General features: G+C 38.3%; 15 protein-coding genes. 11 read left to right on the forward strand and 4 right to left on the reverse strand.

All coding sequences use genetic code 11. The features are described from left to right. Window positions 1-12 precede the first annotated feature (12 nt). Entirely contained in the window at window positions 13-705 is a 693-nt protein-coding gene (locus SJY09_RS02970; protein WP_396637470.1) for a Type 1 glutamine amidotransferase-like domain-containing protein, read from the reverse strand. Window positions 706-774: 69 nt separating this feature from the next. Further along, window positions 775-2,082: a DEAD/DEAH box helicase gene (locus SJY09_RS02975; protein WP_396637471.1), complete on the reverse strand. Its 1,308-nt coding sequence runs from the start codon at window positions 2,080-2,082 to the stop codon at window positions 775-777. 187 nt (window positions 2,083-2,269) lie between these two features. On the opposite strand from SJY09_RS02975, the gene SJY09_RS02980 reads away from it, so the two are divergent. Beyond that, the gene (locus tag SJY09_RS02980; RefSeq protein ID WP_396637472.1) at window positions 2,270-4,849 is read left to right on the forward strand and encodes a C-type lectin domain-containing protein; all 2,580 of its coding nucleotides are present in this window, start codon (window positions 2,270-2,272) and stop codon (window positions 4,847-4,849) included. A 16-nt stretch (window positions 4,850-4,865) separates the two neighbouring features. On the opposite strand, the gene SJY09_RS02985 is transcribed toward SJY09_RS02980, so the two are convergent. Next, complete coding sequence (locus SJY09_RS02985) at window positions 4,866-6,416, reverse strand: NAD(P)/FAD-dependent oxidoreductase (RefSeq protein ID WP_396637473.1); 1,551 nt, start codon at window positions 6,414-6,416, stop codon at window positions 4,866-4,868. A 114-nt stretch (window positions 6,417-6,530) separates the two neighbouring features. Here SJY09_RS02985 and SJY09_RS02990 point away from each other — a divergent pair, with 114 nt between their 5' ends. The 10 genes from SJY09_RS02990 (at window position 6,531) to SJY09_RS03035 (ending at window position 12,400) form a co-directional block, all read left to right on the forward strand. Then, window positions 6,531-6,947, forward strand: coding sequence for a DUF2141 domain-containing protein (locus SJY09_RS02990; RefSeq protein WP_396637474.1), 417 nt, complete (start codon window positions 6,531-6,533; stop codon window positions 6,945-6,947). Between the two features lie 29 nt (window positions 6,948-6,976). After that, on the forward strand, window positions 6,977-7,603 hold the full coding sequence (locus tag SJY09_RS02995) for a hypothetical protein (RefSeq protein ID WP_396637475.1): 627 nt from the start codon (window positions 6,977-6,979) through the stop codon (window positions 7,601-7,603). An 8-nt stretch (window positions 7,604-7,611) separates the two neighbouring features. Further along, window positions 7,612-8,949: a 2TM domain-containing protein gene (locus SJY09_RS03000; RefSeq protein ID WP_396637476.1), complete on the forward strand. Its 1,338-nt coding sequence runs from the start codon at window positions 7,612-7,614 to the stop codon at window positions 8,947-8,949. A 351-nt stretch (window positions 8,950-9,300) separates the two neighbouring features. Beyond that, window positions 9,301-9,579, forward strand: coding sequence for a 2TM domain-containing protein (locus SJY09_RS03005; RefSeq protein ID WP_396637477.1), 279 nt, complete (start codon window positions 9,301-9,303; stop codon window positions 9,577-9,579). Between the two features lie 53 nt (window positions 9,580-9,632). Beyond that, window positions 9,633-9,935, forward strand: coding sequence for a 2TM domain-containing protein (locus SJY09_RS03010; protein ID WP_396637478.1), 303 nt, complete (start codon window positions 9,633-9,635; stop codon window positions 9,933-9,935). Further along, entirely contained in the window at window positions 9,935-10,258 is a 324-nt protein-coding gene (locus SJY09_RS03015) for a 2TM domain-containing protein (protein ID WP_396637479.1), read from the forward strand. Before SJY09_RS03010 ends, SJY09_RS03015 begins: the two co-directional genes overlap by 1 nt. 1 nt (window position 10,259) lies before the next feature. Then, window positions 10,260-10,628: a 2TM domain-containing protein gene (locus SJY09_RS03020; RefSeq protein WP_396637480.1), complete on the forward strand. Its 369-nt coding sequence runs from the start codon at window positions 10,260-10,262 to the stop codon at window positions 10,626-10,628. A 1-nt stretch (window position 10,629) separates the two neighbouring features. Continuing rightward, the gene (locus SJY09_RS03025) at window positions 10,630-10,962 is read left to right on the forward strand and encodes a 2TM domain-containing protein (protein WP_396637481.1); all 333 of its coding nucleotides are present in this window, start codon (window positions 10,630-10,632) and stop codon (window positions 10,960-10,962) included. 38 nt (window positions 10,963-11,000) lie between these two features. Continuing rightward, window positions 11,001-11,648 (forward strand): DUF2306 domain-containing protein, encoded by a 648-nt coding sequence (locus SJY09_RS03030; RefSeq protein WP_396637482.1) that lies wholly within the window; start codon window positions 11,001-11,003, stop codon window positions 11,646-11,648. Continuing rightward, window positions 11,645-12,400, forward strand: a complete 756-nt coding sequence (locus SJY09_RS03035) for a LytR/AlgR family response regulator transcription factor (RefSeq protein WP_396637483.1) — start codon at window positions 11,645-11,647, stop codon at window positions 12,398-12,400. Before SJY09_RS03030 ends, SJY09_RS03035 begins: the two co-directional genes overlap by 4 nt. 70 nt (window positions 12,401-12,470) lie before the next feature. Here SJY09_RS03035 and SJY09_RS03040 read toward each other — a convergent pair whose 3' ends face one another. Next, a complete protein-coding gene (locus tag SJY09_RS03040; RefSeq protein WP_396637484.1) occupies window positions 12,471-13,667 on the reverse strand; it encodes an LETM1-related biofilm-associated protein in 1,197 nt (398 codons plus the stop codon). Between the last annotated feature and the right edge of the window lie 49 nt (window positions 13,668-13,716).

Genomic DNA, 13,716 nt, shown 5'->3' on the forward strand with positions numbered 1-13,716 from the left:
AAAATTTTAAAATTAGCTAATAATATCTCCTGGTATTACCTCCTCTATAATCTCGCCCTCGTTTTCATACACATAATAGGAATGATTGTCCGCATCTAGCGATACGGATTTAGCTACCTCTTCATTTATAAAATGAATGGCGGAACGGTCATCACAGGCATAACCAGCTGTTAAATCTCCATTAAGGATATTAGAATGATATAATGGCCGTCTAGACTTCTCCGAGTTATAATGCGGGCAATGACTTTTGTCAATAAATCGCATTCCCTCAACGATACTTAATTCCGCTGGACGAGAATCTGTTGTGCCTCCGTTAAACCAACACAAAGAACCGGCGCTACCGCCGCCCATAACAACACCGTTGTTATACGCTTTTTCTAAGGCTTTATCTATGCCCTGAGCCTTCCATATGGCCAGCATATTAAGGGTATTACCACCACCAACAACAATAGCATCCATTTTACTGATTATAGCCTCAAAAGTTTCTTTGTCATCATAAGAATTTACCCAAACTTTTAGAACATGTGGTGTTACATTCAACGCATTACAGACTTCATGGAATCGTTCTATATAGCCTTTGTCGTCTCCGCTGGCGGTAGGAATGAAACATATGTTAGGCTTATGCTTTCCCGTGGCTTCCGCCATGTAGTTTAAAAAGGGAGCAGTATGCCTGCCGCTGCCATAAATAAATAGTTGTCTTTGCATTTGGTATAAGTTCTAGTATAAGGTATGAACTTACCACTTAAAGGGAACTTTTCAAAAAATATACTAATACTAGGAGTTTGTTTTTCCAGATGACCCTCCGTTGTTTCTGTTCCTGTTGGAATTTCTATTGTTTTTACCCCTATAATTTGAATTACCGGAACGGTTCCTGTTTCTGTTGTTCTGGGAACGATTAGTGCTTTTTGGTCTCCTTGGCTGACTTGGACTATCTTGCTCAGTAACCCCATCTGTAAATGGATGTTCTGGCATGCGGGGTACTTGCTGTTTTATCAATTTTTCAATAGCTCTTAAATACGGTCTTTCTTCGCTATCACAGAAAGAAAGGGCAATACCACTGGCACTAGCGCGACCAGTTCTACCAATGCGGTGCACATAGGTTTCCGAAACGTTCGGCAAATCGTAGTTCACCACAAGGGAAAGTTCTTCAACATCAATACCGCGAGCAGCAATATCGGTAGCAACAAGCACTTTTAGTTTCCCTTCTTTAAAAGCACCTAGTGCTTTTTGTCTGGCAGTTTGTGACTTATTACCATGTATTGCGGCCGATTGAATATCTGCCTGTGCCAATTTTTTCACAATCTTGTTCGCCCCATGTTTTGTACGTGAAAAAACAAGTACGGATTCATTGGGTTTTTCCTGTAGCAAATGCACTAATAGTTTAGGTTTGTTGGGTTTGCTCACAAAATAAACTCCTTGCTCCACCTTTTCGGCCGTTGCCTGTTCTGGTTTTATAGTGACTCGCTCAAAATCTCCGAGCATTTTAGTGGAAAGCTCCACAATTGTTTTGGGCATAGTGGCAGAGAAAAAGAGCGATTGCCGTTTAGGGGGTAACTTGGCAATTATCTTTTTTATATCATGGATAAAACCCATGTCCAACATCTGGTCGGCCTCATCCAACACAACGAATTCCAAGTCTCTAAAGGTAATAAAACCTTGGCTCATCAGGTCTAGTAGACGCCCAGGTGTGGCGATAAGGATATCTATTCCTCCACGTAAGGCATTTACCTGTTTTCCTTGTTTAACGCCACCAAAAATAACGGTATTTCGTAAGCCTGTATGTTTGCCATACGCAGTAAAACTTTCCCCAATCTGTATGGCAAGTTCTCTTGTAGGTGTAACTACCAAAGCCTTTATTTTACGTTTATTCTGGCGTAGTGATATCCTTTCGTATAAATGGTGAAGAATAGGAATGCCAAAAGCTGCAGTTTTTCCGGTTCCCGTTTGAGCCACTCCCAATAAATCTTTCCCTTTCAGTAAGATAGGTATCGCTTGTTCTTGAATTGGTGTTGGTTGGGTATAGCCTTCGGTTTTTAAGGCTTTCAGTATAGGTTCGGCCAGGCCGAGTTCTTTAAAGGTCATATGTATTTATCTGCTGCGAAGATAAGCTTATGCTTTATAAAAAATTCTTTATTATTCATTAAGTATCAAGTATATCGATTGTGTATATTTCTACTATGCTAATATTTTGGAATTTAACATTAAAATTATCTTTTTTAACAACATTTTTTTGTAGGAATTATCTTCGTTAAAGTATTTTTGTGCGCTTATGATGAAGAAAACTTTTCCTACGACCCTTTTAGGCATATTTTTATTGATGCAGGTTCAGGTAACCAGTAGTCAAGATACTTTTGCAGATAATTTTGACGTTCGAAGCTATTCCAATAATGATGGCTCGGTAAATTTCTCGGGAACCTGGCAAGAGACAGGAGAGACTACTAATTCCACAGCGGGGAGAATACAAATTAACAATAATGCAAGTAATCGTAGACTGCGCTTTACAAATTTAGATACGAGATTTATTACGCGTAGCCTTGATTTATCAGCCTATGAAAGTGCGACATTAACGCTAGATTTTGAGCGCACCAATGGTGATGAGAGCCTTACGGTTCAGTTGTTTAACGGAACTAACTTCGTAGACGTGGGGATCCTATCAGGAACGGGGAGTTTTACCCACGATTTGAACCCCAATGAAATAAGTGCCAATTCTGCCATACGATTTATTGCCACCGATGGTGATTGGGATGTGAGCGACGAAACCATATTCATCGATAATTTACTATTCACAGCACAGCTGGCCAACCAACCGCCCACAGTTACGGCCACTGGCAATCAAATTTATTGCCCAGGCAGTTCTGTTCCGATAGCAGAAAGTATAAATATAAACGACCCAGACGACACTGGTACTACTGCCATGTACATTCAAATCTCGAGCGGTTATGTAAATGGAGAGGATGTATTGGCACTTACAGGCACTCATCCGAATATTACCGCCGTATGGGATGTTGCCCAAGGAAAACTTACTCTTCAAGGGCCCGCAACATATAGCGAATTTGAAGCGGCCATTTTAGCTACGGAATTTTCCTCAAGTGCTGCAAGCCCCAATGGTACAAAGCAATTTTCCATTTCAGCTGGTGATGCTAACTTTCTACCGAGCACACAGCATTACTATGAATTTGTATCCGACCCAGGTATTACCTGGACCGACGCCGAAATAGCAGCAAGCAATAGGCGTTATTTTGGCCTACAAGGATATTTGACAACACTAACTTCGCAACAAGAGGCCGATTTTTCTGGATCTCAATCGCAAGGTTCAGGTTGGATCGGGGCTAGCGATGATGCTGTGGAAGGAGAATGGCGATGGGTCACTGGTCCTGAGGCAGGCACACAGTTTTGGAGCGGTGGAGTGGATGGAACCGAATTGACATTTGCATTTTGGAACAATAATGAGCCAAATGAATTTCCTGACGGACCTTCGGTTCCCGGTCAAGAAAATTATGCCCACATCACCGATAACAGTGTCGGTATTCAAGGGTCATGGAACGATTTGCCCAATACAGGGGGAAGCGATGCTTTTGCTGCCCAAGGATATGTGGTGGAATATGGGGGGCTTAATGGTGACCCTGTGCTGAACCTGACTGCGGTAACATCTATAACAATTGATGACCAAGGTCCAACTTGGGTTACTTTAAGTGGTGCTTTGGATGAAAATTTTCAATGTAACCAGGACGTTCCCAGTTTGCCTGTATGTACGGATTTGAATACAACTTTTTTTAATGAAAATCAATTTTCATGGGGCTTTGGTCTTCAAAACAATACATCGGCACAGGTGGATAATTGGGAAATCGTTATTACCAATGCGGATTACCAATTAGATGCTTCGCAGTTAACCAATCCTTCTGCTTTCGTTTACACGGAAATTGATAATGGAAATGGCACTTATGATTATACTTTTACCGGAACTTCGCCCCTTCCTCCCTTTAGCCAGATCCCTGGTGGAAATATTGAATGGCCAGGCGTTAATTTTGGTTTTGACCCTAGCTCTGACGGAATAACCATTTTTTGCGGAACGGTATCTTTTACACCGCCAGTAGCAATCGATAATTGTGGAGGAAACGTCGAGGTGACCATTGTAAGTGATACTGTTACCAGAGATAATGGTCCCAACGATTCCGAACGGGTGATTACGTACCAAGCTACCGATGAAAATGGAAATGTGAGCGTACCCTTCACAAAAACGATAACAGTACTCGATACTACTCCGCCTACGGCCTCTGGTCTAACGGATATAAACGTATTTTGTTCGGCTAATGTACCGGCTCCAGATGTTTTATTGATTACCGATGAGGCCGATAATTGTGAGGGTACACCAACAGTAAGTTTTATTAAGGATATTAGCGATGGAGGTGCCAATCCGGAAACCATTACCAGAACATATCGTGTCGGCGATATTACCGGAAACACCTTTGATGTATTTCAGAACATCATTATCAGTAATTTTACTATAGACGCTCAGCCTTCGAACGTTACGTCAATCGCAGGCAATAGTGTTTCATTTTCGGTAACCGCATCAAATACGGATTTGTATCAATGGCAAGTGAGTACGGATAATGGGGGTTCTTTCACCAATTTAACTAACGATGCAGATTATTCCGGAGTTCAAACAATCGATTTGGTGCTTAGCGCAGCGGCCGTAGAAAGAACAAAAAATGGGTATTTATATCGGGTTTTGGTGTCTAACTCGGCAAGTACGTGCCCCCCATTTGCATCTAATAGTGCATTGTTACGTATTGGTGTGGGCACTGTAATTACGAACAAGAGAATTACTACTCGTGTAAAAGCTAATTAAAGACTAATAAATTTGGTTATAAGTCAGCAATGGCTGCTTCTGCACAACGCTCCCCATCCATAGCTGCGGAAACGATACCGCCAGCATAACCCCCGCCTTCTCCACAAGGAAAAAGCCCCCTTATTTCAGGATGCTCCAGTTGTTCGTTTCTAGGAATGGTTATTGGGGACGAGGTTCTGGACTCTACTCCGATAATATTCGCCTCGGCCGTATAATAGCCTTTCATTTTTTTTCCGAATTCGGCAAATCCTTGTCTTAATCTACCGCCTATAAGTTTGGGCAGTAAGGAGTGCATTGGTGCCGAGTTTAAACCTGGTTGGTAGGAGGTAGGGTTAAGGTCCTTAGAAATAGTACCTTCTACAAAGTCCGTTAAGCGTTGCGCAGGAGCCGTTTGGCTTCTTCCGCCGGATGTGAATGCCAATCTTTCTAAGTTTTTCTGATATTCTAATCCCTTTAAGGCTCCAAATTTTTCAAATTTGGTAATATCCTCATCAACATTTATTTCCACGACAATGCCAGAATTGGCATATCGATTATTTCGTTTCGATGGGGACATTCCGTTCACTACCACTTCACCCGGTGCTGTAGCTGCGGGAACTATAAAACCTCCCGGACACATACAGAAGGAATACACACCTCTATTTTTAACCTGATGTACCAAGCTATAAGCTGCGGCAGGCAAAAGTTCATCTCGCTCACCCTTACAATGATATTGTATAGCGTCTATAATGTGTTGTGGATGTTCTACGCGAACACCCATGGCAAAAGACTTGGCTTTAAGGGCAATTTTTTTATCATTTAGGAGATAAAAGATATCGCGAGCAGAATGGCCTGTTGCTAAGATGACACGATCCACCTGCATTTCATCAGTTTCGTTTAAAACAATAGATTTGATGGTGTTGTTACGGATTGTAAAATCGGTAACTTTTGTATTAAAATGTACCTCGCCACCACGTTCAATAATCGTTTCACGGATATGTTGCACAATTTTGGGAAGTTTGTTCGTGCCTATATGTGGATGAGCATCAACAAGGATTTCTTCCGTTGCGCCGTGGTATACCAGACTTTCAAAAACCCGTCTCACATCTCCACGTTTAAGACTTCTCGTATATAATTTACCGTCAGAATAGGTGCCAGCACCGCCTTCGCCAAAGCAATAGTTAGAATCTTCGTTAACAGTGTGGTCTTGGTTGATGGCTTTTAAGTCTCGTCTTCTTTCTTGAACATTTTTACCACGTTCTAAAACTATGGGTTTATATCCTAGTTCCAAGCAGCGCAGGGCAGCCCACATTCCCGCAGGACCAAAGCCGATGATGTGAACTTTTTTAGATTTTGAGACATCTTTATAATCAAAAGTATAGCTGTCTTTTGGAATAGCTTCATTCACGTAAGCCAATAGTTTATAATTGAAAACGATTCTTGGCTTTCTTGCATCAATAGATTTCCTCAGAATTTTCAAGAAGAATGTTTGCTCCTCAAGACCTAAGTATTTGGCAGCTTTCTTCTTTAGAATGCCCTCTTGGGCTTCCTCTTCTAATGATAATCGTATTTGTAGTGTTTTAATCACAATGTAAAATTACCGCAATTCGGTAGCTTAAATCAACAAGTCGGTAGTTCTTTTTTTAAAATAGCAGCATTTTAAGGGAGATTTGCTCCATAAATAATAACAAGATTCGATAACATGAAAAAAATAATGACGCTTTCAGTATTCTTTTGTTTTCTAGTGCTTACAGCTCAGGAAAAGACGCGTGGTAGGATTCAACTTCAAATTGATAATATAGCCAATGACGAGGGTCAGCTATTAATAGGGTTGTACGATTCAGAGACCAATTGGTTAAATAAGATTTATGTGGGAAAGGTCGCTGCAATCTCAAACGGAACGGCAGCGATTAGCTTTGAGAATATACCCTTGGGAGTTTATGCTATTTCTGTTTTTCATGATGAAGATAATAATGGTAAGTTGAAAACCTTTCTTGGGATACCAACAGAAAGTACGGGTTCATCTAATAATGCACCAGCAAGATTTGGACCTCCAAAATGGGAGGATGCAAAATTTACACTTACCGAGAAAACAGTTTATCAAGAAATAACATTATAACCAAAACCATGAATCTTAAATCAGATATTATGAAAAATAGCATTACAATAGTAGCACTATTACTAACGACCCTTTCTTTTGCTCAAGACCAATATACCAAAGGAATGCAAAAAGCTTTTTCTTTATGGAGTGAAGGTAAATCTATTGAAGCCGCGAATATGTTTGAACGAATAAGCACGGTTGAACAGGACAATTGGTTACCCTACTATTATGTTGCCCAAATAAATACTATTGTTTCTTTTGGTGAGAAAGATGAAAAGAAATTAAAGCAACAGTTAGATAAGGCACAAGAGTTTATAGACATAGCGAAGGCGATATCCCCAGATAATCCAGAAATAATGGTACAACAGGCCATGACGCATACCGCTTGGATTGCTTTTGATGGTGCCACCTACGGAATGACTTTGTCAGGCAAAGTAGCGGCGCTGTATGCAAAGGCCGAGCAATTGGCTCCTGACAATCCAAGAGTTGTTTTCTCCAAAGCGGAATGGGATATGGGTTCTGCACGCTATTTTGGGCAGGACATTACGCCTTACTGCGCAGATGTTGAGCGTTCGTTAGAACTTTTCGCTAACTTTAAAGCGGAAAGTAATTTTCATCCCAGCTGGGGTGCCGATAGGGCGAAAGCCACTTTAGAAAACTGTGGTAAAAAATAAGCGCATACGTGAATAAATTCTTGAAACATTTGGGAAATGCTTGGTTGGTAGGGACCTTGATATTTATAATTATCATGGCAATACTCTACGCAAGTGGTGTTTATCCTAACGGGATAAGTTGGGCCCAAGCTTGGGAAGAGTATTATGAGGGTATGATTTTTTCATTGATTATCTATTGTGCCAACGCCATTTGGATTCAATATTTACTCACCACTTACAAGTATGAACTTTTTACTGCCAAACGATTTGTTATGGCCATTTTAGGAAACATTGGATTTTCGCTTATAGGAATTTTTATCTCAAAACTCATTCTATTAGTAGGGATTCAAAACCAGCCTTTAATGGAATTTTTAGGAAATCAAAAAATCGTTGATTACAGGATTTCTCTTTTAATATCCATCGTCGTTGCCCTGATATTCTACTCCGTATGGTACTATAAGTATCGTCAAGAGAACAAGGTCAAAGAACAAAAGATAATTGCAGGAACGGCCGCAGCCAAGTTTGATGCCCTAAAGAATCAGTTAGACCCTCATTTTCTTTTTAATAGCTTAAATGTGTTAACGAGTCTTATTGACGAGGACCCCCATCAAGCTCAAAAGTTTACCACTTCCTTATCAAAGGTATATCGCTATGTACTGGAACAGAAAAATAAAGACTTGGTCTCGGTAGATGAGGAGCTGCAGTTTGCACGCACCTATGTTAAGCTCTTAAAGATGAGGTTTGAGGATAGTATTATTTTAGATATTCCAGAAAAAGCTATGAATCCAGAAGCTAAAATAGTGCCACTTTCCCTTCAATTACTATTAGAAAATGCTGTAAAGCACAACATTGTCACTTCCTCAAAACCTTTACATATTCGTATTTATGAGAAGGAGGGCTTATTAAAGGTTACCAACAATCTACAAGAAAAACAAGTTGTTAAAAAAAGCAGCGGTGTAGGCCTTCAGAATATTAAACAGCGTTATGACCTCTTAAGTAATAGAAATATGGAGATTTTCAATGACGGTACCAACTTTACGGTACAGCTCCCTATGCTCACCCAACAAGTTTCCGAAGTAGAAACCCAAGAGGAATTTATTGATGATAAACGTTACCAAAAGGCAAAAGAGAAAGTTGAAGCGGTAAAGGGTTTTTACGGTAATCTAATTGCTTACTGCATTGTTATTCCTTGCCTTGCCATATTGAATTACAAAACAACAAGTTTCCCTTGGGTCATATTTCCTATTTTGGGATGGGGTTTTGGACTACTTACTCATGGTATGGAAGCATTTGGCTATAATCCGCTTTGGGGAAAACGCTGGGAAGAAAAGAAGTTACGGGAACTTATGGATAAGGAAGATTTTTAGATTTCAGTATTCAGTAAACAGTGAGCAGTATTCGGTATTCAGTAAACAGTTAGCAGTATTTAGTATTAGGTGTTTTTTATCTATTTTCTAACATCTCATATCCACTATAGCCCATGCAGTATGCAGATTAAAGCATTTTATCTCTAATAACCAATAACCAACAACCAACAACCAACACCAACAACGAACAACGAACAACGAACAACGAACAACGAAAAATATCCATTTCATCAATCCATCCTAAAAAATCCACAGTTCGGTAGTTCCTTTTTTAAAAACATGTGTTCTTTAGTGATATTTGAAGTGTAGCTAACAACAAAGCTAATGTTTAATAATAGTAAAATAAATAGCATGGAAAATTCAAACGAGTATAAGTATAGAAGAGCTAAAGAAAGAGTAGGGGCCATTAAATCTTTTTACAATAATCTTTTAGCATATTGTATCGTAATCCCATTTTTAGCTTGGATAAATTATAACACCACTGGCTTTCCGTGGGTCATATTTCCAGCGTTGGGATGGGGAATAGGGTTAGTAGGTCATTGGGCCAATGCCTACGGGTACAATCCCATTTTAGGAAAGAACTGGGAAGAGCGCAAGATTAAGGAGTTAATGAACAGTAACGATTTTTAGGGAATCGCTTATATTTAAGAATTGATTTACTTATTTTAATAATGAAAGCCATCATGGAACAAAGGAATAGAGAGGACAAATATTTTAGAGCAAGGGAGCGCGTAGACCAAATTAAGAAGTTTTATTCCAGCTTATTATCTTATGTTGTGTTTATTACCCTGTTGGGAGGACTTAATTATTGGATAGATGAGTGGAGGTATCCTTGGTTTTTATGGGCTGCTTTTGGATGGGGAATAGGTCTGGTTTTTCAAGCGGTTAAAGCATTTGGTTTCAATCCCTTTTTCGGAAAGGACTGGGAAAATAGAAAAATTAAGGAGTTGATGGAGAATGATGATGAATCAAAAAAATGGAAATAATGAAAACAGATAGAACAAAGTTGAATCGCGCTAAAAAGCGATTAGAAGAATTGAAAGGATTTTATTGGCATTTAGCTGCTTATATAGGGGTTAATTCCTTTATTACTATTTCAACTATAATAGGAAGAATGAGCAACGGGGCTTCATTTCTCGAAGTATTGGATTTTGGCACTTTTGCAGTATGGTTTTTCTGGGGTATAGGCCTATTTTTTCACGGGATGAAGGTCTTTTCTCATAATCCAATTTTTTCCAAAGCATGGGAAGAACGTCAAATTCAGAAATACATTGAAAAAGACAAACAACAAGCTGAAAAATTTAGATAGGATGCAACCGAATTATCAACAATCAGAAAAATTCTTAAAAGCTAAAAAGCAGGTAGAGCATATTAAAAATTTCTATAAACACTTAAGGGTTTATATTATTATTAATTGTTTGTTACTGTTTTTAAAATTCAATCTCATAGATTGGTTTAAAGATGATTATGAATGGATTCAAAATCCTGGCTTTAGTGATTGGGTGAGCTGGAACATCATAGGGACACCAATAATTTGGGGTTTAGGTCTACTGGCACATGCCGCATACGTCTTTAAATTCGGGGCAAAATCTTGGAAGGAATTAAAGCCGGAGTTTCTAAAAAAGTGGGAAAAAAGACAATTGGAGAAGTTTTTGGAAGAGGAAAATAAAAATGGTTAATATGGAAGAAGGCACAGAGAAAGTAAGATTAGAAAATGCACGTCTTCGAGTATCAAAACTTAAAGGGTTTTACACCCACCTCACCGTATACTTAGTTATAAATATTGCTTTGGTACTCCTAAAACTAATTGGTAACTCGTATTATGGAGAAACTTTTATGGGTCCCCTTTGGCACTTTAGCACATTTGCGACATGGGTTTTTTGGGGTATAGGGTTATTTTTTCATGGTCTAAAGGTTTTCTCTAGTGGTTCCGTCCTTGTTAAAAACTGGGAACAACGTCAGATTAAGAAATACATGGAAACAGATAAGAATGAGACCGAAAAGTTGGGATAGGTAAAAGGTGCGTTTATTAATGATTAAGCTTAGGAAGAATGAAAATGGATATCACTAGCGTCTTAATACTAGTTCATGCTATAACCGGAGGGGTGGCATTGGTGGCAGGGGCATTTGCAATTGCAAGTAGAAAAGGGAAATCCATACATAGGATGGGAGGAAAGTTGTTCTTTTACTCCATGCTCATCTCTGCACTTACTGCTTTGATACTATCAGTTATGCCGGGTCATGAAAATTCGTTCCTATTCTGCATCGGAATCTTTAGCCTTTATTTTTTGATTGCCGGTTTTAGGGCATTAGGCTATAAAAACAGTGTTGATAAGCTACGGTACGATAAATTACTATCTATATTAGTTATCCTCATAAGTCTGGCAATGATGCTATATCCAATCTTATTGGAAGGAGCAGTTCATATTGTCTTAATGGTTTTTGGGATAGTAGGGTTATTATTTGGACTTCGAGATTTTTCTAACTATAAGACTCCAAAAAAGCTAAAACAGAATTGGTTAAGAATACATTTAGGTAAAATGATGGGGGCTTATATCGCTGCCGTATCTGCTTTTTTGGTTGTAAATCAATTTTTGCCCACACTGTTAAATTGGTTTCTACCAGCGGTATTTGGTGTTATTTTTATTGTGTATTGGATTAATAAAATTAAAAAGAAAGATAAAGCTATAGAAAGATGAACGTAATTATAATAGAAGATGAAAAACCGGCTGCGCGAAGATTAGGAAGATTATTAGCAGAATTGGATGTACCGGTCACTACCATGTTACATTCTGTTGAAGAGTCGATTATTTGGTTTCAAGAAAATGAACACCCAGACTTAATTTTTTTAGATATTCAATTGTCAGACGGGTTGTCATTTGAAATATTCGATGTAATCGAAGTTAAGAGTGCCATCATATTCACCACGGCCTATGACGAGTATGCATTACAGGCCTTTAAGTTAAATAGCATAGACTACCTACTAAAGCCTATTGACGATGAAGAATTGGAAAGCGCCGTTAAAAAATTTAAAGCCTTAAAACCTAGCACTCAAAAAATGGCGTTGGATTTTGAGGATATAAAGAAGCTACTTGTAAATCCGCTGGAAAGAGAATACAAAAAGCGATTTACTGCGAGAGTAGGGCAACACCTTAAGATTATTAATGCCGATGAGGTTCAGTGCTTTTATAGTGAGAATAAGGGAACCTATGCGGCTACGGTAGATGGTAGAAATTATCTTCTTGATACTACGCTAGAAAATTTGGAAAGTGAATTAGAACCCAAACTATTCTTTCGGGTAAGTAGAAAATTCTACGTGAACGTTAACCACATTAAAGACATTATATCTTACACGAATTCTCGTCTTCAAATTAAACTTACCAATTTTTCAGAGCAAGAAATTATAGTAAGTAGGGAACGCGTAAGGGACTTTAAGTTATGGTTAGAGTAAATAAATATAATTATTTGAAAAACAATATATTAAATAACTAATATAGATTTTATCGATACTATTTTATAGGCTATTCTCCGGGTTGTTCAATTCTATTTTCATCGAAGGAAGAAGGTAATAATTTCGGAATCAATTTTATAAAAATTGGTAGAAGAACCGCACCTCCAGGCAAAAGAAAAATAGCAAGGGAAGGAATGCTCTTAAATATATCCAATAACTGGCGTTGCACTTTTTTCTTCTCTTCCTTACTAAGGTCTTTAACCGTAGATTTTGATAACAAGGCAACCAACTCTGCACTTTCGGATAGTTCTTTTTGCAGTCGCTTACTATTTCTCAGAATTAGACGGTTTACCAATCGGCCCATATTGTCATAGAACTGTATGGCCAAATTTTGGTCTTTTAAGAACGGAATTGTTTCACCATTGGTTATGAAAAAATTGGTTACATGTCCCAGTGCCTTTTGTATATGTTCGTAAGAAAATCCTAAATCTTTTCCTATACCATAAATAAATTCAGACTCTTTATATTCCAAAGAATTATCTTCCCAAACGGTTAAACAAGCCATATCCAATAGGTAGGCATTCTCCCATTTAGAATCGTTCGCTAAAAGTACATTTCTGTAAGAACCATCAAAGTGTTGGTCATCACCATTAATGAAAGTCAATGAAGAGGCTAATAATTGTGCCAGCTTTTCATCCTTTTTGTTCTTTTCTTTTGAGTTTAAAGCATGGTAGGTAACATTTATGGCCAAGTATTCTAGTTTTTGGGCATGTTTTTTTATGCCATCTACCTGTACTAAGTACCTCCTGAAAAGCAAAACATCAATAAATAATAAAGAATTGGTGATGAAACTATTAAAGGTTTTACTGATAATATTATCCTCTAAATAAACACGGGAATCTATAAGTTTCTCCAGTTTGGAAGAGGTTTTATTCCCAGTAAAAATCTTTCCAAGAAATGACACTTGATTCACTTCTAGCGTTTCATAGAACTTAAATATACATTCCAAAAAAGCATTAAATTCCGCATTTGGATTTTTATCGGTAAAGGTGAAATATAATGCGCTGAGTAAATTTATTTTTGCTTTCTCGTCTTCTGCTAATTTGTGTTCCAATTGCACATAGGATGGTAGACCAGAATTTATCCCGTAAACAAACCCTGTCTTTCTTAGACCGTAGTATAAAGTGTCGAAGTTCTTATAGGTTTCTTGGTAGCTCTTTGCCAAAGACCCAAATTTGTCTATCCAACCCGTTGCGGAAGGGTTCATAAGAAAGTTCTTTAACAGAATTAGAATACGAAATTACTACAAAATATGC

Source organism: Maribacter sp. R77961, from assembly GCF_044594925.1.
Classification (GTDB): domain Bacteria; phylum Bacteroidota; class Bacteroidia; order Flavobacteriales; family Flavobacteriaceae; genus Maribacter.

Excerpts from the sequence above, each read along its gene's own strand:
- SJY09_RS02970 (WP_396637470.1), bottom strand. The coding sequence starts at position 705 with ATGCAAAGACAACTATTTATTTATGGCAGCGGCAGGCATACTGCTCCC.
- SJY09_RS02975 (WP_396637471.1), bottom strand. The coding sequence starts at position 2,082 with ATGACCTTTAAAGAACTCGGCCTGGCCGAACCTATACTGAAAGCCTTA.
- SJY09_RS02980 (WP_396637472.1), top strand. The coding sequence starts at position 2,270 with ATGATGAAGAAAACTTTTCCTACGACCCTTTTAGGCATATTTTTATTG.
- SJY09_RS02990 (WP_396637474.1), top strand. The coding sequence starts at position 6,531 with ATGAAAAAAATAATGACGCTTTCAGTATTCTTTTGTTTTCTAGTGCTT.
- SJY09_RS02995 (WP_396637475.1), top strand. The coding sequence starts at position 6,977 with ATGAAAAATAGCATTACAATAGTAGCACTATTACTAACGACCCTTTCT.
- SJY09_RS03005 (WP_396637477.1), top strand. The coding sequence starts at position 9,301 with ATGGAAAATTCAAACGAGTATAAGTATAGAAGAGCTAAAGAAAGAGTA.
- SJY09_RS03010 (WP_396637478.1), top strand. The coding sequence starts at position 9,633 with ATGGAACAAAGGAATAGAGAGGACAAATATTTTAGAGCAAGGGAGCGC.
- SJY09_RS03015 (WP_396637479.1), top strand. The coding sequence starts at position 9,935 with ATGAAAACAGATAGAACAAAGTTGAATCGCGCTAAAAAGCGATTAGAA.
- SJY09_RS03020 (WP_396637480.1), top strand. The coding sequence starts at position 10,260 with ATGCAACCGAATTATCAACAATCAGAAAAATTCTTAAAAGCTAAAAAG.
- SJY09_RS03025 (WP_396637481.1), top strand. The coding sequence starts at position 10,630 with ATGGAAGAAGGCACAGAGAAAGTAAGATTAGAAAATGCACGTCTTCGA.
- SJY09_RS03030 (WP_396637482.1), top strand. The coding sequence starts at position 11,001 with ATGAAAATGGATATCACTAGCGTCTTAATACTAGTTCATGCTATAACC.
- SJY09_RS03035 (WP_396637483.1), top strand. The coding sequence starts at position 11,645 with ATGAACGTAATTATAATAGAAGATGAAAAACCGGCTGCGCGAAGATTA.
- SJY09_RS03040 (WP_396637484.1), bottom strand. The coding sequence starts at position 13,667 with ATGAACCCTTCCGCAACGGGTTGGATAGACAAATTTGGGTCTTTGGCA.